22 protein-coding genes and 1 pseudogene are annotated in these 26,264 nt (G+C 65.0%); 7 read left to right on the top strand and 16 right to left on the bottom strand.

The features are described 5' to 3' along the window. Positions 1-76 precede the first annotated feature (76 nt). Positions 77-616, top strand: a complete 540-nt coding sequence (locus ACODS0_RS13280; RefSeq protein ID WP_488835755.1) for a DUF4124 domain-containing protein — start codon at positions 77-79, stop codon at positions 614-616. A 21-nt stretch (positions 617-637) separates the two neighbouring features. Here the strand turns inward: ACODS0_RS13280 and ACODS0_RS13275 are convergent, their stop codons facing one another. Then, complete coding sequence (locus ACODS0_RS13275; RefSeq protein WP_055398152.1) at positions 638-997, bottom strand: RnfH family protein; 360 nt, start codon at positions 995-997, stop codon at positions 638-640. After that, on the bottom strand, positions 990-1,430 hold the full coding sequence (locus ACODS0_RS13270) for a type II toxin-antitoxin system RatA family toxin (protein WP_121420481.1): 441 nt from the start codon (positions 1,428-1,430) through the stop codon (positions 990-992). Before ACODS0_RS13270 ends, ACODS0_RS13275 begins: the two co-directional genes overlap by 8 nt. Positions 1,431-1,548: 118 nt before the next feature. Here ACODS0_RS13270 and smpB point away from each other — a divergent pair, with 118 nt between their 5' ends. The 4 genes from smpB to ACODS0_RS13250 all read left to right on the top strand — a co-directional run bounded on the left by smpB (position 1,549) and on the right by ACODS0_RS13250 (position 4,044). Continuing rightward, positions 1,549-2,022, top strand: coding sequence for an SsrA-binding protein SmpB (smpB, locus tag ACODS0_RS13265; RefSeq protein ID WP_055398252.1), 474 nt, complete (start codon positions 1,549-1,551; stop codon positions 2,020-2,022). Positions 2,023-2,167: 145 nt separating this feature from the next. Then, entirely contained in the window at positions 2,168-2,539 is a 372-nt protein-coding gene (locus ACODS0_RS13260) for a COG4315 family predicted lipoprotein (protein WP_488835465.1), read from the top strand. A gap of 33 nt (positions 2,540-2,572) precedes the next feature. After that, entirely contained in the window at positions 2,573-3,118 is a 546-nt protein-coding gene (locus ACODS0_RS13255; RefSeq protein WP_055398154.1) for an RNA polymerase sigma factor, read from the top strand. An 8-nt stretch (positions 3,119-3,126) separates the two neighbouring features. After that, positions 3,127-4,044 (top strand): anti-sigma factor family protein, encoded by a 918-nt coding sequence (locus ACODS0_RS13250; protein WP_488835463.1) that lies wholly within the window; start codon positions 3,127-3,129, stop codon positions 4,042-4,044. 51 nt (positions 4,045-4,095) lie between these two features. On the opposite strand, the gene ACODS0_RS13245 is transcribed toward ACODS0_RS13250, so the two are convergent. From ACODS0_RS13245 to ACODS0_RS13190, 12 genes are all read right to left on the bottom strand, one after another. Beyond that, a complete protein-coding gene (locus ACODS0_RS13245) occupies positions 4,096-5,190 on the bottom strand; it encodes an enoyl-CoA hydratase/isomerase family protein (RefSeq protein ID WP_488835461.1) in 1,095 nt (364 codons plus the stop codon). Next, positions 5,168-6,061 carry a DMT family transporter gene (locus tag ACODS0_RS13240; RefSeq protein ID WP_488835753.1) on the bottom strand — a complete coding sequence of 298 codons (894 nt, stop codon included), beginning with the start codon at positions 6,059-6,061 and terminating at the stop codon, positions 5,168-5,170. The genes ACODS0_RS13245 and ACODS0_RS13240 overlap by 23 nt, the downstream gene beginning before the upstream one ends. 91 nt (positions 6,062-6,152) lie before the next feature. Continuing rightward, positions 6,153-7,979 (bottom strand): translational GTPase TypA, encoded by a 1,827-nt coding sequence (gene typA / locus ACODS0_RS13235; protein ID WP_055398157.1) that lies wholly within the window; start codon positions 7,977-7,979, stop codon positions 6,153-6,155. After that, positions 7,976-8,968, bottom strand: a complete 993-nt coding sequence (truB, locus tag ACODS0_RS13230) for a tRNA pseudouridine(55) synthase TruB (protein ID WP_121420484.1) — start codon at positions 8,966-8,968, stop codon at positions 7,976-7,978. The genes typA and truB overlap by 4 nt, the downstream gene beginning before the upstream one ends. Positions 8,969-8,971: 3 nt before the next feature. Beyond that, on the bottom strand, positions 8,972-9,343 hold the full coding sequence (gene rbfA, locus ACODS0_RS13225) for a 30S ribosome-binding factor RbfA (protein ID WP_010458038.1): 372 nt from the start codon (positions 9,341-9,343) through the stop codon (positions 8,972-8,974). An 18-nt stretch (positions 9,344-9,361) separates the two neighbouring features. Further along, positions 9,362-12,235: a translation initiation factor IF-2 gene (gene infB, locus ACODS0_RS13220; protein ID WP_488835457.1), complete on the bottom strand. Its 2,874-nt coding sequence runs from the start codon at positions 12,233-12,235 to the stop codon at positions 9,362-9,364. Positions 12,236-12,259: 24 nt separating this feature from the next. Further along, positions 12,260-13,744: a transcription termination factor NusA gene (gene nusA, locus ACODS0_RS13215; protein ID WP_121420486.1), complete on the bottom strand. Its 1,485-nt coding sequence runs from the start codon at positions 13,742-13,744 to the stop codon at positions 12,260-12,262. Positions 13,745-13,823: 79 nt separating this feature from the next. Next, positions 13,824-14,420 carry a ribosome maturation factor RimP gene (gene rimP / locus ACODS0_RS13210; RefSeq protein WP_176886345.1) on the bottom strand — a complete coding sequence of 199 codons (597 nt, stop codon included), beginning with the start codon at positions 14,418-14,420 and terminating at the stop codon, positions 13,824-13,826. Positions 14,421-14,696: 276 nt separating this feature from the next. Continuing rightward, complete coding sequence (locus ACODS0_RS13205) at positions 14,697-18,071, bottom strand: DEAD/DEAH box helicase (RefSeq protein WP_488835454.1); 3,375 nt, start codon at positions 18,069-18,071, stop codon at positions 14,697-14,699. A 170-nt stretch (positions 18,072-18,241) separates the two neighbouring features. Beyond that, positions 18,242-18,640 carry a thioredoxin family protein gene (locus ACODS0_RS13200; protein ID WP_488835452.1) on the bottom strand — a complete coding sequence of 133 codons (399 nt, stop codon included), beginning with the start codon at positions 18,638-18,640 and terminating at the stop codon, positions 18,242-18,244. Between the two features lie 57 nt (positions 18,641-18,697). Next, positions 18,698-19,978, bottom strand: a complete 1,281-nt coding sequence (locus tag ACODS0_RS13195; RefSeq protein WP_488835450.1) for a c-type cytochrome — start codon at positions 19,976-19,978, stop codon at positions 18,698-18,700. Between the two features lie 14 nt (positions 19,979-19,992). Then, entirely contained in the window at positions 19,993-20,823 is an 831-nt protein-coding gene (locus tag ACODS0_RS13190; protein WP_488835448.1) for a c-type cytochrome, read from the bottom strand. 166 nt (positions 20,824-20,989) lie between these two features. Here ACODS0_RS13190 and ACODS0_RS13185 point away from each other — a divergent pair, with 166 nt between their 5' ends. After that, entirely contained in the window at positions 20,990-22,477 is a 1,488-nt protein-coding gene (locus ACODS0_RS13185) for an aminotransferase-like domain-containing protein (RefSeq protein ID WP_488835446.1), read from the top strand. 188 nt (positions 22,478-22,665) lie between these two features. Here the strand turns inward: ACODS0_RS13185 and ACODS0_RS13180 are convergent, their stop codons facing one another. Beyond that, positions 22,666-24,471 (bottom strand): methyl-accepting chemotaxis protein, encoded by a 1,806-nt coding sequence (locus ACODS0_RS13180; protein WP_487255324.1) that lies wholly within the window; start codon positions 24,469-24,471, stop codon positions 22,666-22,668. A 332-nt stretch (positions 24,472-24,803) separates the two neighbouring features. Between ACODS0_RS13180 and ACODS0_RS13175 the strand changes: the two genes are divergently transcribed. Next, on the top strand, positions 24,804-25,610 hold the full coding sequence (locus tag ACODS0_RS13175; protein ID WP_055398168.1) for an esterase/lipase family protein: 807 nt from the start codon (positions 24,804-24,806) through the stop codon (positions 25,608-25,610). 187 nt (positions 25,611-25,797) lie between these two features. Here the strand turns inward: ACODS0_RS13175 and ACODS0_RS13170 are convergent. After that, positions 25,798-26,264, bottom strand: a pseudogene (locus tag ACODS0_RS13170) (methyl-accepting chemotaxis protein); the annotation flags it as partial.

Here is a 26,264-nt window from a genome sequence, read left to right as displayed (position 1 = left end):
CCGCGTGTGGTGAAAACGCGCCCGCCCGTCTTCAACGCACTGGCGGGGGGTGAGTCACATGGATAAACTTGTCCGCATGAAAATGCACAAGCTTCTCCTGCTGGCCGTGGCCTGCACCTGGGCCATGGGCGCGGCGGCGCAATGGCAGTGGATCGACAAGGACGGCCGCAAGGTCTTCAGCGACCGCCCTCCACCCCAAGATACCCCGGAAAAGAACATCCTGAAGCAGCCCGGTGGCGGGGTTCCGCGTTCAGCACCCGCTCCAGTGGCAGTCGCACCAGCGGAAGGAACCCCTGTGGCCGCAACCACCGCTGCCGCCTCGGCCACCAAGCCTGCCGCCAGCGCGCCGGGTACCGGCAAAGACAAAGCCCTGGAAGAGAAAAAAGCCCAGGCAGAAGCGGCCGAAGCGGCCAAGAAAAAAGCAGACGAAGAAAAGCTGGCCAAGGCCAAGGCAGACAACTGCACGCGCGCGCGCCAGGCCAAGGCAGCGTTTGATTCGGGCAGACCCATCACCCAATCCAACGCCCAGGGCGAACGCATCTTCCTCGACGAAGCTGGCCGGGCGGCGGAATCCAAACGCCTCGACGGCATCATTGCCGCCGACTGCAAGCGCTAACCCGAGCCCCCCAAGGCGACCTCAGTAGCCCGACTTACCCCCGGGCCGCTGGCGTGCAAAAAGCCCCGTGGTCCGCGCGCCCTGCCGTGCAAAACGTTCACGGCGGGCCACCTTGGGGTCCACTTTCAGTGGGCGGTAGACCTCCACACGGTCCAGATGTCTGATTGCGGCGTCAGGCAACACTGCACGCCCCCAGATGCCCAGGGTCGGCCGGTCTGCACTGCCCTGCGGCCCCAGTGCGCCATCCGCCCCACACGCCCGCAACGCATCAGCCACGGTGGCACCTTCGGGCAGTTGAAGTACCCATTCCTGCGTTTTGCGAGGAGCAATACAGACCACCACCGTGACCTGCACAGTGCTCCCCGGCACCCGCTCAGCCATACACCTGCTCCGCACGCTTCACAAAGGCATCGACCATGCTGCCAGCGATGCGGTCAAACACCGGGCCTACGAGCGCCGCGAGCGTGGCACTGTCAAAACCGTAGTTCAGCAGCAATTCCACCTTGCATGCGCGCTGCGAACCATCGCCCACCGGGTGGAAGTGCCAGTCGCCATCCAGGCGCGAGAACGGCCCTTTGATGAGATGCATCTGCACGCGCCGACCTGCCTCGTGGGTATTGCGCGTCACAAAGGTCTGGCGGATGCCGCTGAACGCGATGCCCACTTCGGCGGTCATGCCGTCCTCGGTCTGCTCCAGCACGCCCGCGTGATCGCACCACGGCAGAAACTGGGGGTAGTGTTCCACCCCGGTGACCAGGGCAAACATTTCTTCGGGGCTGTACCAAATGAGGACGGACTTGTGAACGGTTTTCATGCAGACTGTGCCTGGCATCGGTGTGCGCCAAGCGGAGGAAATTAGAATCGCTGCCAGCGACACCCACACATTGTAGGGAGGCCTTTTAACTCCCGGTTTGTGCCGCATCTACCTCTTCATGGCCAAAAAACCCGATCCTACGTCCCGCATTGCCGACAACAAGAAAGCGGCCTACAACTATTTCTTCGAGGAACGCCACGAGGCGGGCATGGTGCTGCACGGCTGGGAGGTCAAGGCCCTGCGCGAGGGCAAGGTGCAGCTGACCGATGGCTACGTGCTGATCCGCGATGGCGAGCTGTATCTGCTCGGCTGCCTGATCCATGCGCTCAAGACCGCCTCCACCCACGTCAACCCCGAATCGGCGCGCACCAAGAAACTGCTGCTCAAGAAAGACGACATCAAGCGCCTGATCGGCAAGGTCGAGCAAAAGGGCTACACGCTGGTGCCGCTCAATCTGCACTGGAAAAACGGCTTTGTGAAATGCGAAATTGCCCTGGCCAAGGGCAAGGCTGAGCATGACAAGCGCGACACCATCAAGGACCGCGAAGGCAAGCGCGAGGTGGAGCGCGCCATGAAAAGTCGCAGCCGCTGAGGCATGCGTGCGATGCGGTCTGCGCTCACCCAGCCCAGCCCTTGAGATTTTTTTGTGACGCCGTGGAATAAACCGCTGCGCCCATGTGTTTGTCCTGGTGCAAGGCAGCATTCGCCTCCGCCTGCACCACACCCTGGAGAAACCCATGAAAAAACTGATCTCGATGGCCGCCTTCGTCGCAGCAGCCGCACTGGCCGGCTGCGCCACCATGAACGACTCGCCCGTGAAGACCATGGACGGCGTACTGGTCGGAGCGGGCGGCATGACGCTGTACACGTTCGACCGCGACGCGGCAGGCAGTGGCAAGTCGGTGTGCAACGGCCCCTGCGCCACCAACTGGCCACCACTCATGGCCAGCAAGGCACCCGGTGGCGACTACAGCGTCATCACCCGTGACGATGGCAAGACCCAACTGGCCTACAAGGGCAAGCCGCTCTACTACTGGATCAAGGACACCAAGCCCGGCGACAAAACCGGCGAAGGGGTGAATCAGGTCTGGCGCACCGCACGGCCCTGAGAACCCTTCAACGCCGCACAGGCCCCACACGGCATGAACCGCACCCAGGTCATCGAACAACTGCCCGGCCTGCGCCGGTACGCGCGGGTGCTCACAGGCGATGCCTGGGCGGCCGATGATCTGGTGCAGGACACGCTGGAACGTGCCTGCAGCAAGTGGTTGCTGTGGCGCACGGGCAGCGACCTGCGCGCGTGGTTGTTCACTCTGATGCACAACCTGTACCTCAACCAACGCCGTGCGCTGCCCGCGCTGGCGCAGGTGGACATCGACGACATTCATGACCAGTTGCCGGGTGCCCGCGCTCCCTCGGATGACGCCCTGGATCTGGAGCGCTGTCTGCAGCGCCTGCCCGCCGACCAGCGGGCCGTGCTGCTGCTGGTGGCCATGGAGGACATGAGCTACGAGGACACCGCGCGCATTCTGGGCATTCCGGCAGGCACTGTGATGTCACGCCTGTCCCGCGCCCGCACGCGCCTGCGCGCGCTGATGGACCGAGAGCCCGCGCCCAGCCCTATACCGGCCGCCCACGCAGACGCACCCGCAGCAGGCGCAGTGCCTGTGCTGCGTCGCCTCAAATAAAAAGAGCCATGACCCGCCCCCCCTCCATGGACCCGATCCACCCTGCCCCCCACCCACGCGCTGGCGAAAGCAGCACTTGGCACGCCCTCGTGGACGGCCAATTGCCGCCCGCACAGGCGCAGGCGCTGCGCGAGCAATTGCAGGATGATCAGGAAGCGCAGGCCACACTGGCGCACTGGCAGGCACAGCGAGAGCAGCTACACGCCCTGCACCAGGACCTGCTCCACGCCCCCGTGCCCGATACGTTGATGGCCGCAGCATTGCGGGCCACGGACCGCCGGGAGCAGCAGGCGCAGTGGTGGCGTTGGGGTGGCATGGCCGCCTCCGTGTTGCTGGCCTTTGTGCTGGGGTGGACAGGACGCGGCCAGTGGCCCGCCGTGGCGCCCGGCAAAACGCTGGCGACGGGCAACGGCACCACGCTGCTGGCTGCCGAACCGGCACAACGCTTCGCCCAGCAAGCCGCAGTCGCCCACGCGGTGTACCAGCCCGAAGTCCGCCACCCCGTGGAAGTCACAGCCGCCCAGCAAGACCACCTGGTGCAATGGCTGTCCAAGCGGCTGGACCGCCCGCTCAAGGTCCCCGCGCTGAGCGCGCAAGGTTATGAACTGGTGGGCGGCCGCTTGTTGCCTGGCGACACCGGGGTGCGCGCGCAGTTCATGTACCAGAACAGCGCAGGCCAGCGGATCACGCTGTACCTGGGCGCCTTGGCTGCGGCATCCACCAGCCCTGGCCCTGCCAGCGACTACACGCCCCGTCCACAGCCACCGACCACCGCAAGCACGACCGCATTCCAGTTCACGCAAGAAGGCCCGGTGCCAGGCTTTTACTGGACTGACGCGGGCTTTGGCTACGCCTTGAGCGGACAGCTGTCCCGCACCGAGCTGCTGAGCTTGGCGACAGCGGCGTACCAGCAGTTGAACCCCTGACGCGCCGCCAGGGACTCTGCGGGTGGCCTGCCCGGCTACAACCTTCGCCGATCAGGACAAATGGGCCAGCGGGTGGGCGTGTGCAGGCCAGGGGCTGGTGAAGAACTGCGCCACCATATCGGGCGTCACGTCCTCGATGCGGCCAGGGTTCCATTGGGGCGCATGGTCCTTGTCCACGGCCAGGGCGCGGATGCCCTCCACCGTTTCGCTCTGGCCGGGGCGCAGGAAGAAGCAGTGGCGCACCATGTCGCGCTCCATGCGCAGGTCGTCGGCCAAGCCCATGTCCCGTGCGCGGCGGATTTGTTCCAGCACCACGTGCAGCATGAGGGGCGAGCGCTTGCGCAGCGTGGCCGCAGTGGCGCGTGCCCAGTCACTGTCGGCCGCTTCAAGCGCCGCCACGATCTCGCCCACGCTGCCCAACGAAAAATATTGGTCAATTTGGCCCCTAGCGCTTTTCTGCAAAGCGCTAGAAGCTACAAACTTAGAAGCAACATAGTCTTTGACGGCAGCACCGCTGGCAAAGCTCTGGGTGCCCAGCGCCTCCCACACGGCCGCTTGCTGGTCAGCAGGCAGACAACCGTCCGCCAACCGGTTTTCGATGGCATCACCGGCGCCAATGGTGTCGCCGGTGAGCGCCAGCCATTCGCCCACACGACCGGGACAACGGCTCAGAAAATAGCCCCCCCCCACATCCGGGAACAGGCCAATGGCCGTCTCCGGCATGGCCATCTTCGTGCGCTCGGTCACCACGCGCAGGGCGGCGCCCTGGCTGATGCCCATGCCGCCGCCCATCACGATGCCGTCCATGAAGGCGATGTAGGGCTTGGCGTAGTTGTGGATCAGGTGGTTGAGCGCGTACTCCTCGGTGAAGAAGTCCTCGATCAGCGGGTTGCCCTGGCTGCCCGCCTGGTGCAAAAAGCGGATGTCTCCACCGGCGCAGAAGGCACCAAACGGGCCTTCCTTGTTGCTGCCACGGATGGCCACGGCCAGCACCCGTGCATCGTTTTGCCATGCCAGCAAGATGCCCATGAGGTCACGCACCATGCCCAGCGAGAGGGCATTGAGCGCACGCGGGCGGTTCAACGTGATGAAGCCCACCTGGCCTCGCACTTCACTCAACACATCAGGCAATACCGTCTCCGTCATTTTGTTCCTTCCAACCCAACAGTTCATTAAAAACCAGCGCACCGATCACGAGCACGCCTCCCGTCAGCACCGCCGGAGCAGGCTTTTCGCCTGCGCCCAGCCAGGCCAGCAAAATTCCAAAGATGACTTCGAGCAAGCCGAGCAACGCCATCTCTGGCGCCTTGAGCACCCGGCCGCAGCGCACGGCCAGCACACAAGGGATGGCCAATTGCACCACGCCCAACAGCGCCAGCAGGGCCAGGTCATGCCCTGAAGCCTGAAAAGGCAGCGCCAGCGGCAACGTAGCCACCACCGAGATCACCGCGCCGACCAGCACCGCAGGCACCAGGTCCACCGCATGGCCGTGGCGCTGCGAATGCTGCACCACCGTCCAGTTGATGGCGGCTGCCACCGGCACACACAGCGCCACCAGCGTACCTGCCAGGGGCAGGCCCGCCATCTGCGAACCATACATCCACCCAATGCCCAGCCCAGCCACGGCAATCGCGGCCCAGGTGCGCGGGGCGATGTGGTGGCCGATAAAAATGCGCGCGAACAACGCCGTGAGCAGCGGCCCCACGGCCATCGTGACCAGCACATTGGCCACCGGCATGAGCACCAGCGCCACCATGAATGCCGTGAACATCACGCTCCAGCACACGCCAGAGATCCACAGCGCACGGCCGCTGTGGCGCATGGAGGCGAACACCGCCCTGCCCTGCAGCGCAGGCAGGATGACCAGCAGCGACAGCAGCGTGAAGAAGCTGCGCCAGAAGGTCACCTCAAAGCTCGCCGCATGCTCCAGGTGGCGCGTGACCACACCGGCAATGGACCACATGAGGGTCACGGCCACCATCAGCGCCACGGCACGGGAATGTGTCAATTTCAACAGAGGCTCCAGGATTCAGACGGCAAAAAGGCCACTGCGTCGCAGTGGCCCCTTTTTGAACGTGCTCTGAGCGCTTCTCTGAACGCTCCGCCGATCAGGACCGTGCAGCGCGCTTGCGCTCGTTCTCGGTCAGGTGGCGCTTGCGCAAGCGCACAGACTTGGGCGTGATTTCGACCAGTTCATCGTCCTCGATGAATTCCACGCCGTATTCCAGCGTCAGGTCGATCGGGGGCGTGATCTTGATCGCGTCTTCCTTGCCAGAGACACGGAAGTTGGTCAGCTGCTTGGTGCGCGTGGCGTTCACGATCAGGTCGTTGTCGCGACTGTGAATGCCCACGATCATGCCTTCGTACACGGGGTCGTTCGCCTTCACGAACATGCGGCCACGGTCGTCCAGCTTGCCCAGGGCGTAGGTGAAGATTTCACCATCGTCCATGGAGATCAGCACACCGTTCTTGCGACCACCGATGTCGCCCTTGTGCGGCTCGTAGCTGTCGAAGATGTTGGAGATCAGGCCCGAACCACGCGTCAGGTTCAGGAATTCGTTGGTGAAACCGATCAGGCCACGTGCGGGGATGCGGTATTCGAGGCGTACGCGGCCACGGCCGTCGGACTCCATGTTCACCAGCTCGCCCTTGCGCTCGCCCAGGGCCTGCATCACGCCGCCCTGGTGGCCTTCTTCGATGTCCACCGTCACCAGCTCGATAGGCTCGTGCTTCACGCCGTCAATGTCCTTGAACACCACGCGGGGCTTGGACACGGCCAGCTCGTAGCCTTCACGGCGCATGTTTTCCAAGAGGATGGTCAGGTGCAGTTCACCCCGGCCCATCACTTCGAAGATACCTTCTTCATCGGTCTCGGACACGCGCAGGGCCACGTTGTGCTGCAGCTCCTTTTGCAGGCGGTCCCAGATCTGGCGGCTGGTCACGAACTTGCCTTCTCGGCCGGCCAGGGGCGAGGTGTTCACACAGAAGTTCATGGTCAGCGTGGGCTCGTCCACCTTCAGCATGGGCAGCGGCGACGGGTTGGCGGGGTCGGTCACGGTCACGCCGATGCCGATGTCTTCGATGCCGTTGATCAGCACGATGTCGCCAGGGCCCGCCAGCGGCGTCTGCATGCGATCAAGGCCCTGGAAGGTGAGCACCTGGTTGACACGGCCCTTGACGGATTTGCCATCGGGGCCTTCCATGACGAGCACATCCTGGCCCGGCTTGATGGTGCCCTGGCTGATGCGGCCCACGCCGATGCGGCCCACAAAGGTGGAGAAGTCCAGCGCCGAAATCTGCAGTTGCAGCGGAGCGGCTGGGTCACCCGTGTTCGGTGGAACGTGCGAGAGGATCGTGTCGAACAGGGCCGACATGTCGGGACCCCACTGCTCGCCCGGCGCGCCTTCTTCCAGCGACGACCAGCCGTTGATGCCCGATGCGTACACCACGGGGAAGTCGAGTTGTTCGTCGGTGGCACCGAGCTTGTCGAACAGGTCGAACGCGGCGTTCACCACCTTGTCGGGGTTGGCACCGGGCTTGTCCACCTTGTTCACCACCAGGATGGGGCGCAGGCCCAGAGCCAGGGCCTTCTTGGTCACGAAACGCGTTTGGGGCATGGGGCCTTCTTGCGCGTCGATCAGCAGCACCACGCTGTCCACCATGGACAGCGCACGCTCCACTTCACCGCCGAAGTCCGCGTGGCCGGGGGTGTCCACGATGTTGATGTGCGTGCCCTTCCAGCTCACGGCGCAGTTCTTGGCCAGGATGGTAATGCCACGCTCTTTTTCAATCGCGTTGTTGTCCATCACGGTGTCAACGACCTTTTCGTGGTCGGCGAAGGTGCCGGACTGGCGCAGCAGCTGGTCGACCATGGTGGTTTTGCCGTGGTCAACGTGGGCAATGATCGCGATGTTGCGGATTTGTTTCGTCGTCATAGTTTTTCCAATGTGCCGCTGGCTTGAGGGTGCGGCATGCCTTCCAAAATTTGTTGAATTTCCAGCGGACTCAGGAGCCTGTCCGGCACCAGCTCCCCGCCCACGATGTGGCCCACCCCCAGCAGTGCCGGAGGATTCTCGCCGAACACCGCCACGGCACTGGCATCGGGCCAGGTGCCACGGCGACGCACGCCCGACAGGAATCGGGCTGCATTCTCGCCGTCCAGCGTGACACGCACGTGTTGTGCCAGCAGCGACTCGGGCGCCTCCAGGCTGGCCAGGCGCTCCGCCTCCGGCATGGCTTCCAGCTGGGCCAGCGTGACGCAGCGCTCCACACCGATTCCACCCGTGTCGATGCGGCGCAAGAAGGTCAGGTGCGCGCCGCAACCCAGCGCCGCCCCGATGTCTTCGCCCAGCGTTCGGATGTAGGTGCCTTTGCTGCAAGTTACTATAATTTTAATAGCTGCTTGCGCTTTATCTGTCTGCGTCAGGGTCAGTTTTAATGCATGAATGACGACATCGCGCGCTTCACGCTCTACCGTGACACCTGCTCGCGCGTACTCGTACAGCGCCTTGCCGTCTTTCTTGAGCGCACTGTGCATCGGCGGCACCTGGCGAATAGGGCCGGTGAATTGCTCTTGCACGGCCGCAAGACGCTCAGGGGTCAGCTGTGCCAAGTCCACATCACAGCGTTGCACCACATCGCCTTCGGCGTCGCCGGTGGTGGTGGTAGTGCCCAGCAGTGCAACGGCTTCGTAGGTCTTGGGCGCATCCAGCTGCAGCTGGCTGAACTTGGTGGCCGCGCCAAAACACAGCGGCAACACGCCGGTGGCCAATGGGTCCAGCGTGCCGGTATGGCCCGCCTTTTCGGCGCGCAAGAGCCATTTCGCCTTTTGCAAGGCGTCGTTGCTCGAAAGGCCGAGCGGTTTGTCGAGCAGCAACACCCCATGCACAGGGCGCCGCTGCACCCTGGTGCGAGGCGCGTGCATGGACTACTCCTCTTTTGCGCGGGAAGAAACTGCCTTGGCGATCAAGGCATTCATGTCGGCCGCACGCTCGGAGGTGCGGTCGAACACGAAGTGCAGCGTGGGCACAGTGTGGATGTGCAGGCGCTTGAACAAGCCGTTGCGCAGGAAACCCGCAGCCTGGTTGAGCGCCGCCTGTGTCTCCACAGGGTCGCCCGTCAACAGGCTGAAGAACACCTTGGCATGTGCGTAGTCTGGAGTCACCTCCACACCCTGCAGCGTCACCATGCCCACACGCGGATCTTTCAACTCGCGCGCGATCAGTTCCGTCAGATCGCGCTGGATCTGATCGGCGACCTTGAAGGCGCGGTTGGGGGTGGAAGATTTCTTCGCAGCCATGTCGTCGTCACCGATGCCTTACAGCGTCCGCGCGATTTCCTTGATGTCAAAGAATTCGAGGTGATCGCCTTCCTTGATGTCGTTGTAGTTCTTGAGCTTGATACCGCACTCAAAGCCTTCCTTGACATCCTTGACATCGTCCTTGAGGCGCTTGATCGAATCGACTTCGCCGGTGTAGACCACCACGTTGTCGCGCAGCAGGCGGAAGCGTGCGTTGCGATGGACCATGCCCGAAGTGATGTACGAACCGGCAATCGTGCCGATCTTGGTCGCAACGAACACCGTGCGGATCTCGGCGGTACCGATGATCTCTTCGCGCTGCTCGGGGGCCAGCATGCCGGACATCGCCACACGCAGCTCGTCCACAGCGTCGTAAATGATGCTGTAGTAGTGCAGATCGACGCCATTGCCTTCGGCCAGCTTGCGCGCACCGGCATCGGCCCGCACGTTGAAGCCGATCACGATGGCCTTGGAGGCGATCGCCAGGTTGATGTCGGACTCGCTGATGGCGCCCACGGCGGCATACACCAGCTGCACCTTGACTTCGTCGGTCGAGAGCTTGAGCAGCGACTGCGCCAGCGCTTCCTGCGAACCCTGTACATCGGCCTTGACGATGATGGGCAACATCTTCACTTCGCCCGCCGTCATGTCGGCAAACATGTTTTCCAGCTTGGCGGCCTGTTGCTTGGCCAGCTTGGTGTTGCGGAACTTGCCGGCACGGTAGGTCGCGATTTCGCGGGCACGGCGTTCGTCCGTGAGCACCATGAATTCGTCGCCGGCCTGCGGCACTTCCGTCAGACCCTGGATTTCCACCGGGATCGACGGGCCTGCTGTCTTGGCGACCTTGCCGTTTTCGTCCAGCATGGCGCGCACGCGGCCATAGGTCTGGCCAGCCAGCACAATATCGCCCACCTTGAGCGTGCCGGACTGCACCAGCACCGTGGCCACAGGGCCGCGGCCCTTGTCGAGCTGGGCTTCGATCACCAGACCCTTGGCCAGTGAATCGACCGGTGCCTTGAGTTCCAGCACTTCGGCCTGCAGCAGCACTTGCTCCAGCAGGGTGTCGATGCCCATGCCGGTCTTGGAAGACACCGGCACGAAAGGCGAATCGCCACCGTACTCTTCAGGCACCACCTCTTCGACCACCAGCTCCTGCTTGACGCGGTCGGGGTTGGCATCGGGCTTGTCGGCCTTGGTGATCGCCACCACGATAGGAACACCAGCCGCCTTGGCGTGCTTGATGGCTTCCTTGGTCTGGGGCATGACACCGTCATCGGCCGCCACCACCAGGATCACGATGTCCGTGGCCTGGGCACCACGGGCACGCATGGCCGTGAAGGCCTCGTGGCCCGGGGTGTCAAGGAACGACACCATGCCGCGTGGTGTTTCCACGTGGTAGGCGCCGATGTGCTGCGTGATGCCACCGGCTTCACCCGCAGCCACCTTGGCGCGGCGAATGTAATCGAGCAGCGAGGTCTTGCCATGGTCCACGTGGCCCATGACGGTCACCACAGGAGCACGTGGCAACCATTCCACGTTCTGCTGGGTCGTATCGTCGTCGGTAAAGGCTTCTGGATCGTCCAGCGCCGCCACCACCGCCTTGTGGCCCAGTTCTTCCACCACGATCATGGCGGTGTCCTGGTCCAGCGGCTGGTTGATGGTGACCATCTGGCCCATCTTCATCAGCGCCTTGATCACTTCAGACGCCTTGATCGACATCTTGTGTGCCAGCTCTGCCACCGTGATGGTTTCGGGCACATGCACTTCAATGATGCGCGCCTCGACCGGTGCGGACTGCTGGTGATCGTCGCGATGGTCGCGGCTGTCGCCACGGCGGCCACGCGGGCCACCACGCCAGTTGTTGCGACCGACACCGCCGCTGCTGTCGCCACGGGTCTTGATTTCTTTCTTCTTGGCAGTGTCGTTGGCCCAGCTGGAGGACAGCTTGGCCGACTTCACTTCCTTGCCAGCGCCTGGCGCACCTGCGCCTGCCCCGGCAGTGGCGGGAGCGCCTGCGCGCGCCACACCGGTGCCGACAGCCGGCTTGTGCAGGGTGCCCTTCTTGGCATCCCCCACGGCAGCGGGCTTGGCCACTGGCTTGGGTTCTTCTGGCTTCTTGGCCACCATGACCGCCTTCTTGGGCGTGGCCATCATGGACCGGATGGCAGCAGCTTCCGCTTCGGCCTTGCGGCGACGGGCGTCCAGGTCAGCAGCGCGCGCTGTTTCCTCGTCGGCGCGTGCCTTGGATTCAGCGGCAGCCTTTTCGCGGGCTTCGGTTTGGGCTGCATTGCGTGCAGCGGCTTCGGCCGCTTGCTCACGGGTGGCCTCCTGCTTGACAGCAGAGGCTTGTGCCTTCTTCTCGGCTTCCTGGGCGGCATAGGCGGCAGCGCGCTCTTCAGCTTCACGCTCACGCTTCTCACGCGCTTCACGCTCGGCACGCTTTTCGGCCAGCTCCGTCTCCTGGCGGCGGATCAGCTCGGCCTGGCGGCGAGCTTCTTCCTCGCGGCGGGACAGTTCCAGGTCTTCGCTGGAAACAGCGGCCTCTTCCGCAGCGGCGGGCGCGTGGGATTCGGCAGATGCCTCGGCACCTTCGTCGCGCTGGATGAACGTGCGCTTCTTGCGCACTTCCACCTGGATCGTGCGGGCCTTGCCCGTGGCATCCGCCTGCTTGATCTCGCTGGTGGACTTCTTCACCAGCGTGATCTTCTTGCGGTCGGCCGAAGCCGTGCCATGGCTGGCCTGCAGATAAGCAAGCAGCTTTTGCTTGTCCGACTCGGTCAACGCGTCGGAAGGGGCGGCCTTGCCCACGCCCGCAGCTTTGAGCTGGTCGAGCAGGGTTTCAGGCGATTTTTTGAGTTCGGTTGCAAACTCGGCGACAGTATTACTGGACATATGTGGTTCGTGCCTCCCTGACCTTTACTCTTGCCCCGCGAACCAGTGTTCGCGCGCCTTCATGATCAAGGCTTTGGCATCTTCTTCAGACTGTCCGGTCAGGTCGGTCAGTTCATCAATGGCCAGATCGGCCAGGTCGTCACGTGTGTGCACACCGCCTTCAGCCAACTTGGCAATCAGCTCGGGGGTGAGGCCTTCGAGGTCGCGCAGGTCCTGGGAGACCTCTTCCACGCTTTCCTCACGGGCGATTTCCATCGTGAGCAGCGCATCCTTGGCACGGGCACGCAACTCGTTGACGGTGTCTTCGTCGAAGCTTTCGATCTCCAACATTTCCTGCAGCGGCACATAGGCCACTTCTTCGAGGCTGTTGAAGCCTTCGGAGATCAGGATGTCGGCGATTTCCTCGTCCACATCGAGCTTTTCCATGAACAGCTTGCGGGCCGTGTCGGTCTCGTTGGCCTGCTTTTGCGCGCTTTCGGCGGCGTCCATGATGTTGATCTTCCAGCCGGTCAGATCGGACGCCAGACGCACGTTCTGACCACCACGGCCAATGGCGATGGCGAGATTTTCCTCGTCCACGACCACATCCATGGCGTGTTTTTCTTCATCGACCACGATGGAGGACACGTTGGCCGGGGCCAGGGCTCCGATCACAAACTGTGCGGGGTCTTCGGACCACAGCACGATGTCCACGCGTTCGCCAGCGAGTTCGTTGGTCACCGCATTGACGCGGGTGCCACGCACACCGACGCAAGTGCCAATGGGGTCCACGCGCTTGTCATGGCTCAGCACGGCGATCTTGGCGCGCGAGCCGGGGTCACGGGCGCAGGACTTGATTTCCAGCAGGCCTTGTTCGATCTCAGGCACTTCGTTGCGGAAGAGTTCGATCATGAACTCGGGGGCCGAGCGCGACAGGATGATGGGAGCGCCGCGCAGCGTCAGGTCCACTTCCATGATCATGGCACGCACACGGTCGCCACTGCGCAGGTTTTCCTTCGGGATCATCTCGCCACGGCGCAGACGTCCTTCCACACGGCCGGATTCGACAATGATGTCGCCCTTGTCCATGCGCTTGACGGTGCCGGTAAAGATTTTCTCGCCGCGCGACATGAAGTCGTTGAGCAGCATTTCACGCTCGGCGTCCCGGATCTTCTGCAGGATGACCTGCTTGGCAGCCATGGCGCCGATGCGGCCGATCGGCACGGACTCGACACCTTCTTCGATGTACTCGCCCACTTCGATGTCCGGAATGCGGTCCTTCGCATCCATCAGCAGCTCTTCGGCCTCGGGGTTCTGCAGGCCGGCATCATCGGGCACCACCAGCCAGCGACGGAAAGTCTCATAGTTGCCGCTGTCGCGATCTACGGACACGCGAATGTCCACCTCGCCCTGGTACAGCTTCTTGGTAGCCTGGGCCAGGGCCGACTCCACGGCGCCCAAGACCACATCACGCTCCACGTTCTTTTCGCGCGAAATGGCCTCAACCAACATCAACAATTCGCGATTCATGCGACAACTCTCCTGTTTCAATCACCCGAAGGCGGAGGCTGCGCGCGGCTGCCACCCACCCCAATTTTTCAGCAGCCACTCAGGCGGGTGCCGCCCCAGCCTTGCCTGCACGCCCCTTGAAATCCACGATGGGCGCCAGGCGCACATCCCGAACCTCGTCCAAGGTAAAGCCCAGCGCCTGCAATGGGGCGGGCACACGTTTCTTGCTGACCCTTTGACCTGGCTTGACCGGCGGCTCGTCACTCCAGACAATCTGCCACCCCCCAGCCTCGGCGCGCTCCAGCGTGCCGCGAAATTTCTTGCGGGTGGCATTGACCTGCCCCGCCGCCGCCGCAACGCCGATGGGCGCCTTCAGGGTGACGTCAATGACCGAACCCTCGAAGCGAACAAAGTCTTGCTCATGGCGCAGAGGGCGATCGATGCCGGGGGACGACACTTCGAGGCGCTTGTACTCGACGCCATCGACCTCCAGCGCAAACTGCAGCTGGCGCGTGACCTTCTCGCAATCCTCGACGGTCACGAACTGATCAATCACGGGCTGGGGCGCATCAGCGGCCGGCTGCACCCAGGGCAAGTCGATGGTGACGCGCAGCAAACCGCCAGCGGAGCGTTCGATCTCCACCAAGTCATACCCCAGGCCCGTCACAATTTGTTCAACGACTTGCTGCAATGCCACGTGTTCAGTTCAATCCCGGAAAAACAAAAAACCCGATAACCCCCGGAGACTCTTCCCCGACAGCTTCGAGCTCCAAAAGCGTTCGACCAAAAAAAACGGGCGGTTGGTACCCGCCCGTTTGGTCGTGAGAGTCGTATTGTAGCGCGCAAAGTGTTGATTTGCAAAGGCGCGGACGGGCAAAACTGTTGTCAACGCGCCCAGGCCAGTGTGCATGCGGCCTGCCGGACGATATGGTGCCAAAACGGCACCTGGCGCTTATCCAATCGGCGCGAGCAGCTATGACAGTGATAGCGGCTGCAGCAGCTCGGCCAGATCGCCCTCGGTGAACAGCGGCTCCTTGCGTGCAGCGGAGTTGCTGTACAGACTGCCCGCCAGCTGCGCCTTGCGCTCCTGCAGCACCAAAATTCGCTCCTCAATCGTGCCCTGCGCCACCAGTTTGATCACCCATACGCTCTGTGTCTGTCCAATGCGGTGGGCGCGGTCGGTGGCCTGGTTTTCCACTGCCGGGTTCCACCAGGGGTCGTAGTGAATCACCGTGTCGGCCTGCGGCAGGTTCAGCCCCACCCCGCCCGCCTTCAGGCTGACCAGGAACAGGGGCACCTGCCCGCTGGTGAACTGTTCGATGATCGCGTCGCGCTTCTGGCTCTGCCCCGTGAGCTTGACCCAGGGCAGGTTGCGTTTTTTCAGCTCGGCCTCGATCAGCGTGAGCATGCTGGTGAACTGCGAGAACAGCAAAATGCGCCGCCCCTCAGCCAGCATCTCGGGCAGCAGCGCCATCAGCTGGTCCAGCTTGGCCGATGTCTTGACCTTCTTGGCGGCATCCAGCGGCACGAGTTGCGGGTGGCAGCACACCTGGCGCAGCTTGAGCAGCGCATCGAGGATGGTGATCTGCGACTTGGCCAGCCCCTTGGTCTGCAGGGCTTCGCGCACGGTTTTTTCCATACCCAGGCGGATGATTTCGTACAGATCGGCCTGCGTGCCGGTCAGCTCCACAGGCATCACCGACTCGACCTTGGGCGGCAGCTCGCCCGCCACCAGGGCCTTGGTCCTGCGCAGCATGAAGGGCGTGATGCGCGAGCGCAGCTGCGCCATGCGCGCGCCGTCGCCCTGCTTTTCGATGGGCGTGCGAAACACCTCCTTGAAGCGTGTTTGACTACCCAGAAAACCTGGCATCAAAAAGTGAAACAGGCTCCAGATCTCGCCCAGGTGGTTTTCCATGGGCGTGCCCGACAGGCACAGCCGGTGGCGCGCCTGCAGCTGGCTGACCACCTGCGCGGCATGCGTGCTGGCGTTCTTGATGTTCTGCGCTTCATCCAGCACCACCAGGTGCCACTGGTGCGCCAACCAGCGCTCGCGGTCGCGCTGCAGCAGCGAATACGGGGCAATGACCAGGTCATGCTCGGTGACTGTATCTGCCATGCCGTGTCGGCCGGCGCCATGCAGCACCAGACAACGCAGCCCAGGGCAAAAGCGGGCCGCCTCGCGCTGCCAGTTGCCCATGAGGCTCACGGGTGCGATGACCAGCGCAGGTGCGGTCAGCCGCCCCGCGTCTTTTTCGACCTGGATGTGTGCCAGGGTCTGCAGCGTCTTGCCCAGGCCCATGTCGTCGGCCAGCACACCGGCCAGTCCGTGGGCACTCAGAAACTGCAGCCAGTTCAGCCCCTGCTGCTGGTACGGCCGCAAGGTGGCCCGCACGCTGGCGGGCAAAGGCACCTCCGGCAAGGCGCCGACGCCCTGCAACTGGGCCACCATGGCGCGCAAGGCATCGGCGCCCTGCCACACCGCGCCCTCGCCCAACGCGGCGCTGGTGCGCAGCGCGTCCATGCGCGAGAGCTTGAGGCTGTCGCCGCTGAAGTCGTGCGCGCGGTCGCCCACCAGGTCCAGCAAGGCGGCCATCCAGGGGCGCAGCGCGTCGGTCGGCACCCGCACAAAACCCGATGTACCCACACCCCGCAGGTAAGCAAACGGCGGCAGCTGCGGCTGTCCAGTGACGGGGTCGGGCGGCTGCTGGGCGGCAGCGGCGATCAGCAGGGGCAGCAACGGCAGGATGTTGTGGCGCACGCCGTTGATTTCCATGCCCAGCGACAGCGCAAACCAGGGCGATGTGGCCTCATCTTCGCCACTGGGTTGCAGTGACACGTCCAGCGTGTCGGCATGGGTGATCCAGCCGTCCAGCGCCGCGTCCTGCGTCAGCACAAAACCGGCCTCGCGCAACACAGAAAACCCGTTGTCAAACCAGTGCATCCAGTCGTCCTGCGATTCCTCGCCGGGGATGCCGAACAGGCCATCGTCGGTGGCCAGCAGGCCCAGGTCCATCAGGCGTTCAATGGCATCCAGCTCGGCCGCCGCGTCGCGCTGCAGCAGCACCTGACTGCCGTCGGCGCCGGTCACCAGCACGCTCAAGTCCTGCCCCGCCCACCAGCCCACATGGCCCTGGTAGTCAAAACGGAGCTGCGCGGTGATGAGGCCCAGAGTGGGCACATCGGCTTCGGCCACGGGCGCCAGGTGCAGGCGCGCCACGGGCTTGACGCCCTGCACGCGCGCCAGGGGGCGGAGCACCGGCGGCAGCGGCAGCATGCCGCCCAGGCGGCTGGCCACCTCCGCATGGTGTTTTTCCAGCGCGGCGGCGCTCAGCGGGGGCGCCTGCAGCAGCAGCTCCAGCTGCGCAGGGCTCAACCCCTCGGCCGACACGGGGCCGCACAGGCCCTGGGCGACATCGAGGTACAGGGGCGGGTGGTTGGCACACAGCGTGGCGCTGGGGCTGGGCAGGCGGGCCTGCAAGGTCCAGGCGTTGTCGCCACCGTCGCCACCACCGGACGTGACTTTTTCTTTCCAGGCCCAGGCAATGGGTAGCGGATCGCCCCAGCGCAGCGGCACGCCCACCGTGGAGCCGCCTGCATCCACAAACAGACGCCCCGTGGCGGCCGCCTGCTGCAGCGCCAGCAGGCCTACAGCTCCCTCCAGCACACCCGTCGGTGCGCCGCTGTAGGCCGAGTAGTAGCCCACGCTGCGCGGCATGGCACGCAGCAGTTGCAGCAGCTGGCGGTCTGCATCCGTGGCGCGGTCATACACCGCCTGGCCGGGTCCAGGTTGGGTCCGGACGGCCTTGGGCTTGGCCCAGCCGCCGGTGAGCTTGGGGTAGGACACCACGGCCTCGATCTGCAGCTGTGGCGCGCCATTGCGCAGGCGCCCGATGGTGGAGAGCAGGTAGAGGTAACACTCCGGCCGGTCTGCCTGTGCGCCAGCCAGTGGCGGCGCGGCGTTGTCTGCCGCCAGATCCCAGTCGTTCAGCCAACGCACCAGGCGGGCCTCGGCCTCTGCGCGGGCCTGGGCGGCCACGCGCTCCTGCATAGCCTGCAGCGCTTGCGCGGCCTGCGCTGTAGGGGGCGAACGGGGGGCAGGCTCTGCGCCTGGGCGCATGTCCAGGGCCTTCAGCGTCAGGGCTACCGCGTGTTTGCAGTCTTCGCCTACCGGGCAGGTGCATTCGCCCGTCCAGGAGCGGACCTGGCCGTTGGGCGCCAGCACCAGCTCTACCGACAGCGCGTACGGCTCGGGTTGGGTGCCCTGCACGTCGCCGCCGATGCGCCAGACGCCTTTGCCTTCCTCTTCAACGTCGATGCGGACGACGGCGGACTGCCGGAAAAGTCCCATACCACGCGACCAAGCGCCTTGGTCGCAGTGGGCCTGCAGCGAGCTGAGGGAAAAGGACGGAGCAGTGGGGGAAGACACAAATAAAAGCGGAAAGTGGCCCTAGCGCTTTACTATCAAGCGCTAGCAGCTACTAAAAAATGAGCATTGAGTGAGTATTTAGAACGCGACGCTTACCGGCTGCGCGCGGCGCGCACGCGCTCAAAAACGCCCTGGGCCTCGCTGCCCGCCCCTGCGCTGCCAGGGGCGTCCTGTAGGCTGGCCAGCAGCCGCGCCAGCACGGGCGCCTGGGGCAGCAGCGGCCCCAGGAACAGCGCGCGCTGGCCGTCGGCAATCAGCAGGGTGGGAAAGGTTTCCACGTCCAGGTCGCCAGCCAGATCGGACTCGTCTTCGATGTCCACCCATTCAAAACGCACCTCCGGATGCGCGCGGGCCAATTCGTTGAACAGGGGGCGGTAGATGCCACAGGTGCTACACCACGCAGCGCACAAGCACACGGCCCACCAGCCACCGGGCGTGGCGGCCGCCGGGCTTGGCGGGGAGGACGGGGGCAATGCGGCGGGGCTGGACATCAAACGGGCTCCTGGGGCTGGCGTGGCGGGAGCCCTGTGAAGACAGCAGGCCCCGCGCTACAAACCACGCCGTTCGCGGGCGCGGTAAACCTCGATGGTACCCACACCCGGCGCCTGGTTGCCCCAGCTGTTGCGCACAAAGGTCGTCACCGCCGCCACGTCCTCGTCGGACAGAAACTGCTGGAACGGTGGCATGCCGTGCGGGCGCGGGTTGCCCGCCGTGGCAGGCAGGTAGCCACCCTGCAGCACCACGCGCACCAGGTTGGTCGGGTCGCTCAGCGTGATGGCGCGGTTGCCCGCCAGCGCCGGGAAGGCGCCGGGTTCGCCCTGGCCTTTGTCGCCATGGCACTGGGCGCAGTGTTGTTCGTACACCTTGCTGCCGCGTGCCATGGCACTGGCTGGTGGGGCGGCTACGGTGGCAGGCACCTTGCGATCCTGCTGCGGCAGGCCCTGCAGGTACACGGCCATGGCGCGCGCATCGGCATCGGTAAGGTACTGGGTGCTGCGGAACACCACTTCGGCCATGGGGCCCAGCACCGAGCCGTGCGGGGCCACGCCGGTTTTCAGCAAGGCCACCACGTCTTCGGTTTTCCATTCTTTGACACCCGCCTCATGCGCAGCATTGAGCGCAGGGGCATACCAGTTCTGCACCGGGATCAGCCCGCCGGTAAAGGCCTTGGCGTCGGTGGTGGCGCCCAATGCGTTGCGCGGCGTGTGGCAGGCGGTGCAATGGCCCAGGCCGTTGACCAGGTAAGCGCCCCGGTTGTATTCAGCCGACTGCGTGGGTTCGGGTTGAGGCGCCCCGGGCGTGAAGAACAGCGCCCGCCAAACACCCAGCGCCGCCTGCGTGTTGTACGGAAAACGCAGCGCGTGGTCGCGGTTGGCTTCAGCGGCGGCGGGCAGGCTGTGCAGGTAGGCAAAGATGGCGTCCGAATCCTCGCGCGTCACCTGTGTGTAGTTGGGGTACGGAAAGGCCGGATACAACAGCCGCCCGTCCTTGCTGCGGCCGTGGTGCATGGCGCGCCAGAACTCGGCCGAGGTCCAGCTGCCAATGCCATGTGCCTTGTCGGGCGTGAGGTTGGAGCTGTGCACCACACCAAACGGCGTCTCGATGCCGCGCCCGCCGGCAAACGGCGCACCGCCCTGCGTGGTGTGGCAGGCCATGCAGTTGCCCACGCGGGCCAGGTACTCGCCGCGCTGAATCAATTCAGGTGTGCTCTGCAGCGTCTCGCCAGCGGGCAGAGGCTCTTCGCCGCGCAAGTTCAGGCTGATCAGCAGTGCTGCCGCAATGCCCAACGCGGCCAGAATGGAAGAGATCGTCCAGAGGATGCGTTTCATCGGTGCATCCCTTCTCAACGTGCAGCCGCAGCGGCCACGGGCACTTCGGCCACACCACCGCAGCGCGCGGGCATCGCAGCAGGCAAGGTGCGGGCGGGCTTGCCCCCCGCCGCCACGGGCTGGGCGGCCAACCAGGCCGAGACAGCACTCACATCGTCGGGCGTGAGCTGGCGGGCAATGTCGGCCATGCAGTCGGGCAGATGCGCCCCGCGCTGGCCGGTCTTCCAGGCGCCCAGCTGGCTGTTGAGGTAGTCGCGCGGCAGGCCTAGCAGGCCGGGTATGGACGGGGTCACACCCGTCATGGCTGCGCCATGGCAGGCCACGCAGGCGGGGATATTGCGGGCCACATCGCCCCCTTGCACCAGCTTGCGGCCTTGCTCCAGCACAGCGGCGGGCGCTTGTGGTGCGGGCGGCGGCGGGTAAGGCAAGTCCAGCGCTGCAAAGTGCTCGGCCATCTCGCGCAGGTAGTCGTCGGTCAGGTGTTCAATCAGGTAAGTCATCTGCGGGTAGCTGCGCCGCCCGTCCCGAAAGTTGAGCAGTTGGTTGGCCAGGTAGCCCGCCGGTTTGCCCGCAATGCGCGGAAAGTACCCATCTGGCGTGGCCCGGCCCTCTTTGCCGTGGCACGCGGTACAGGCCAGCACGCGCGAGGACATGGACGACACGGGCACCGTGGCCGCAGGGGCGGCAGGGGCGGCAGGGGCGGCAGGGGCGGCAGGGGCGGCAGGAGGCGTGCTGGCGGGCACCGTCTGGGCCGCAGCGCCAGCCGTCAACGCCAGCGCCACCAGGGCAGCCGCGCCGGGTGCGGAAAAAACAGGGCGCAGCAAGCCGCGCAGGCAATCGATCATGGGGATTTTTCCGTGGGGAAACGGTCGGCGGGCACCTACAAGCCGTGCGCTCGGGGCATGCATCAACACAAGCCGACACTCTACGCCCAGCGGCAAAAACAGTACAGATTCAGTTTCCTGTTAAAAATACAGATCAGTTTGACAAGCAGCCAGCCCCACCACCCCAATGAAACGCTACGAACGCCACGCTGACACCATCGCGCAGCTCATCCACAGCGGCGCGCTGCGGCCTGGCGACCGCGTGCCTTCGGTGCGCGAGGCCAGCCGCACGCGGGGCATCAGCCCGTCCACCGTGTTCGAGGCGTACTACCTGCTGGAGGCACAGGGCCTCATCCACGCCCGGCCGCGCTCGGGCTACTACGTGAGCGCCCGGCTGCCCAGCACGGCCGAGGCCCGCCCCGCCGAGCCCCTGCCCTCGCAGCCCGCCGCCACTTCCACCGGCGTGGCGATCAGCGACCTGGTGTTCGAGGTGCTGGGCCTGGCCCGTGACCGCGACCTGGTACCGCTGGGCTCGGCCTTCCCGGGGCTGGAGCTGTTTCCGCTGGACCGCCTGGCGCGCTGCCTGGCCAGCGGCATGCGCAAGCTCGACCCGTGGAACATCGTGCAAAGCCTGCCACCGGGTGACGAACGCCTGCGCCAGCAGATCGCACTGCGCTACGGCCTGCACGGCATGGCGGTGGAAGTGGAAGAAATCATCATCACCAACGGCGCGATGGAAGCGCTCAACCTCTGCCTGGAGGCCGTCACCCAGCCGGGCGATGTGGTGGTGGTCGAATCGCCCACCTTTTACGCCGCGCTGCAGGCCCTGGAGCGGCTGAACCTGCAGGCGCTGGAAATCGCCACCCACCCGCGCGACGGCATTGACCTGGCCGCGCTGGCCGAGGCGCTGGAGCGCCAGCCCCCCCACCAGCCCATCAAGGCCTGCTGGCTCATGCCCAGCTTTCAAAACCCTCTGGGTAGCCTGATGCCGGAGGACAAAAAACGCGAACTCGTGGCACTGCTCGCCCGCCACCAGATCCCGCTGATCGAGGACGACGTCTATGCCGAGCTGCACTTCGGCCCCCAGCGCCCGCCGCCTGCCAAGGCGTTTGATGGCACGGGGCTGGTCATGCACTGCAGCTCGTTCAGCAAAAGCCTGGCGCCCGGCTACCGCGTGGGCTGGGTGGCGGCGGGCCGCTTTGCCACGGCGGTGCAGCGGCTCAAGCTGATGACCACCCTATCAGCCGCCACACCATCGCAGCAGGCGCTGTCCGAATACCTGGCCCAGGGCGGCTACGACCGGCACCTGCGCGCGCTGCGCCGCAGCCTGGAACAGCAGCAGGCGATTGCGCTGGCGGCGGTGGCCCAGCACTTCCCGCGGGGCACGCGCGTGTCGCGGCCCGAGGGGGGCTACTTTTTGTGGGCAGAGCTTCCGCAGGAGGTCGATGCACTGGCGCTGCATCGCCAGGCACTCGCGCAGGGCATCAGCCTGGCGCCCGGGCAGATTTTTTCGGCCGACCGGCGTTTTGCGCACTGCGTGCGCATCAACTACGGGCACCCGGCACACGACCGCCTGCAACCCGCCCTGGAATGCGTGGGCCGCCTGGCCACTGTTCTGGCGGCCGAGGGTGCGCGCACACCCCCTGGTGAGCGCACCAACAACTCAAATCTATAGAGCGGCGACGCAGCACAACCTGTCCGGCACAGACACGGGTCTGAGCCAGGGCGAAAACAAAAAAGCACGCTGAGGATGCCCCTCAGCGTGCTTTTCTTTTGATAGCTACCTGCGCTTGATGGGCAAGCGCCAGGGCCTGTTTTTATCCATATCCCTCGTCGCTATCCCTCAGGCGGGGGCATGCCCGCTCAGAAGCTCTCCCATTCGTCGTCGTTGCCCCCCTTGGCTGCGGCTGCAGGCGCTGGCGCGCTGGCAACCGGGGGCCTGGTGCTGGCGGCAGGGGCGGCTGCAGGGGTGGCTGCGCTGGCCTTGGGCGCTGCCAGGCTGGCCTGGGGTTTGGCGGGCTTTGCGCTGCCGATCTTGCTGGCGCCTTTGGTCGCGCCTGCACTGCGTTGGGCGGTGAATGCCGGGGCAGCGATGGGCGCTCGGGGTGCCGGTGCGCTGCGCATCGCGTTGGCGTCGAGCTTGAACACGGCCACGGCGTTGACCAGTTCGCCCGCCTGGGCGTTCAGGGCGCTGGCAGCAGCCGCCATTTCTTCCACCAACGCTGCGTTTTGCTGCGTGGCCTGGTCCATCTGCGTGACGGCTTCTCCCACTTGGCCCACCCCTGCGCTTTGTTCGCTGCTGGCGGCGCTGATCTCTCCCATGATGTCCGTCACTCTGCGGATGGAGGCCACCACTTCGGTCATGGTGGCCCCTGCCTTGTCCACGAGGGCCGTGCCTTGTTCCACGCGCTCTACGCTGGCGGTGATGAGGGCTTTGATTTCCTTGGCGGCTTCTGCGCTGCGCCCTGCCAGGCTGCGCACTTCGCCGGCCACCACCGCAAAGCCCCGGCCTTGTTCTCCGGCCCGGGCGGCTTCCACGGCGGCGTTCAGGGCCAGGATGTTGGTCTGGAAGGCGATGCCGTCGATCACGCTGATGATGTCGGCGATCTTTCTGCTGCTGTCGTTGATGCCTTTCATGGTCTCGACCACTTCGGCCACCACCTCGCCGCCTTGCACGGCCACGGTGCTGGCGCTCACCGCCAGCTGGTTGGCGGCCCGGGCGTTGTCGGCGTTCTGGCGCACGGTGGAACCCAGCTCTTCCATCGAGGCTGCCGTTTCTTCCAGCGCACTGGCCTGCTGCTCCGTGCGGGCCGACAGGTCGTTGTTGCCCGAGGCAATCTGTGAGCTCGCCGAGGCAACCCCTTCCGCGTTCTGGCGCACCGAGCCCACGGTGTTCACCAGGCTTTGCTGCATGCGCTGCAAGGCGCCCAGCAGGTGGCCGGTTTCATCTTTGGAACTCACGGTGATCTGGCCACTGAGATCGCCGCTGGCCACACGGTCGGCAGCCTCCACGGCCTGCGCCAGGGGGCGGGTGATGGAGCGGATGATGGTGATGGCGAGAAAGACGGCAATCGCAATGGCGAGCACGCCAGCGATCAACACATCCCGTTGCAGCGCAGCGGCGGCAGCTTCGGCCCGCTCACCTGCTTTGACCGTGGTCTGGGCCTGAAACTCAACCTGCTCCTGAATAGCCGCCTGGTAGGCAAGCTGCGCGGGGCGATACTGCTCTTCCAGCAGCTTAGTGGCTTCGTCCTTCTGCCCTTGCTGGATCATGGTGAGGTACTGCACGCCAATCTTTGCAAAGTCTGCGCGCCGCTGTTGCATGCGCGCCAGAATTTCTTTGCCTTTTTCCGAGACGATCAGCGCGTCAAGGGTTTTGTACTGTGCGTCCACTTCCGCCCTCGACGCGGCAATCTGGTCCATGGACGACTTAGTCACGGCCTCGGTCGTGAAAATCGCCAGATTGCGCACCTGGATGGCTTGCACATTCACCCGGTCGGTCAACGTGCCCAGCGCTTTAGTGATGGGGATGCGAACGTCAATCACGTCCTTCAGCTCTGCGCGCTGGCTCGCAGACTGGATCAGGCTGACCGCCCCCAGCGCGATGAGCAACAACACCATGACGGCAAACGCTACGGTAAGTCGGGTTGATATCTTCAGCTGATTCATCCTGCTTCTCCTCTGGACTGGTGGTGGTTTGAAGGTGGTTTTTTTGGCTGTCACCACCTTATCCGTGAGCGATCTTTGTCACCAGTGCTATTTCGCCGCAGCGCAGCAACTCCGGCCTGGGCGCCACAGATCACCCTGCACTCGCCCGGGCATTTATTGACAAAACGTTGCATCCGGTCGGTTCAGTGCGCTCCCCCCCTGTCGCAGCCCCGGCCTGCCCGGTTGGGATTGGAGAGCTAGCTCCAGTCCCAGCCCCGGTGCGCAGGCAAAAAAATGCTACCTTCCACAGCGGCCCTACCGCCGGTGCGCCCCCGCTTTTGACTGACGATCCGATGCCCCTTTTCAGCAACAAAGAAACCGATCCCAACCACATCCCCGCCCCGGGCCTGCCCCTGCTGGCGCTGGAGCTGCGGGCGCCCTGGGAGTTTGGCGCGGTGCTGCCCGCCTGGCCGGTGCTGCAGCGCGCCCCGCTGGGCGACGGCCACACGGTGATCGTGTTCCCGGGCCTCACGGCGGGTGACGCCACCACCGTGCCGCTGCGCCGCTACCTGGATTCGCGCAACTACGACACCCTGGGCTGGGGCCAGGGCCTGAACCTGGGCCCCCGCGATGGCGTGCTGGAAACCGCCAAGCGCCAGCTGCAGGAGGCAGCCCAAGCCAGTGGCGGCAAGGTGAGCCTGGTGGGCTGGAGCCTGGGCGGCGTCTATGCCCGCGAGCTGGCCAAGGAGATGCCCGACCTGGTGCGCTGTGTGATCACACTGGGCACGCCATTCGCAGGGCACCACACCTCGACCAATGCCTGGCGCATCTACCAGTTCGCCAGCGGCCGCAACATCGAGCGCGAAACCGAGAGCTACAACCTGCCCGAAGCGCCCCCCGTGCCCACCACCAGCATCTACTCGCGCACAGATGGCGTGGTGGCCTGGCGCGGCAGCATCCAGGCCCCGGCGGCGCACAACCCGCACACCGAAAACATCGAAGTGGTGGCCAGCCACTTTGGCATCGGCCTGAACCCCAGCGCCTGGTGGGCCGTGGCCGACCGCCTCGGACAACCGCATGGGCCGCAAGTGGTGTGGCAGCCTTTTCAGCGCCCCCGGGTTCCGGGCTTGCACCTGGTGTATCCAGATCCCCACCGCTAAGCGACTTGCGCGGGGCTATGCAGCCAGTCCGCCCAAAGAAATAGAAAACAGAGAACAAAAAAAGCACGCTGAGGATGCCCCTCAGCGTGCTTTACTTTTGATAGCTACCCGCGCTTGATGGGCAAGCGCCAGGGCCTGTTTTTATCCATATCCCTCGTCGCTCTCCCTCAGGCGGGGGCATACCCGCTCAGAAGCTCTCCCATTCGTCGTCGTTGCCGCCCTTGGCTGCGGCTGCAGGCGCTGGCGCGCTGGCAACCGGGGGCCGGGTGCTGGCTGCAGGGGCGGCTGCAGGGGTGGCTGCGCTGGCCTTGGGCGCTGCCAGGCTGGCCTGGGGTTTGGCGGGCTTTGCGCTGCCGATCTTGCTGGCGCCTTTGGTCGCGCCTGCACTGCGTTGGGCGGTGAATGCCGGGGCAGCGATGGGCGCTCGGGGTGCCGGTGCGCTGCGCATGGCGTTGGCGTCGAGCTTGAAGACCGCCACGGCGTTGACCAGTTCGCCCGCCTGGGCGTTCAGGGCGCTGGCAGCAGCCGCCATTTCTTCCACCAACGCTGCGTTTTGCTGCGTGGCCTGGTCCATCTGCGTGACGGCTTCTCCCACCTGACCCACCCCTGCGCTTTGTTCGCTGCTGGCGGCGCTGATCTCTCCCATGATGTCCG

This window comes from Acidovorax sp. FG60 (assembly GCF_057808995.1).
This window is presented reverse-complemented; position numbering and strand designations above follow the sequence as displayed.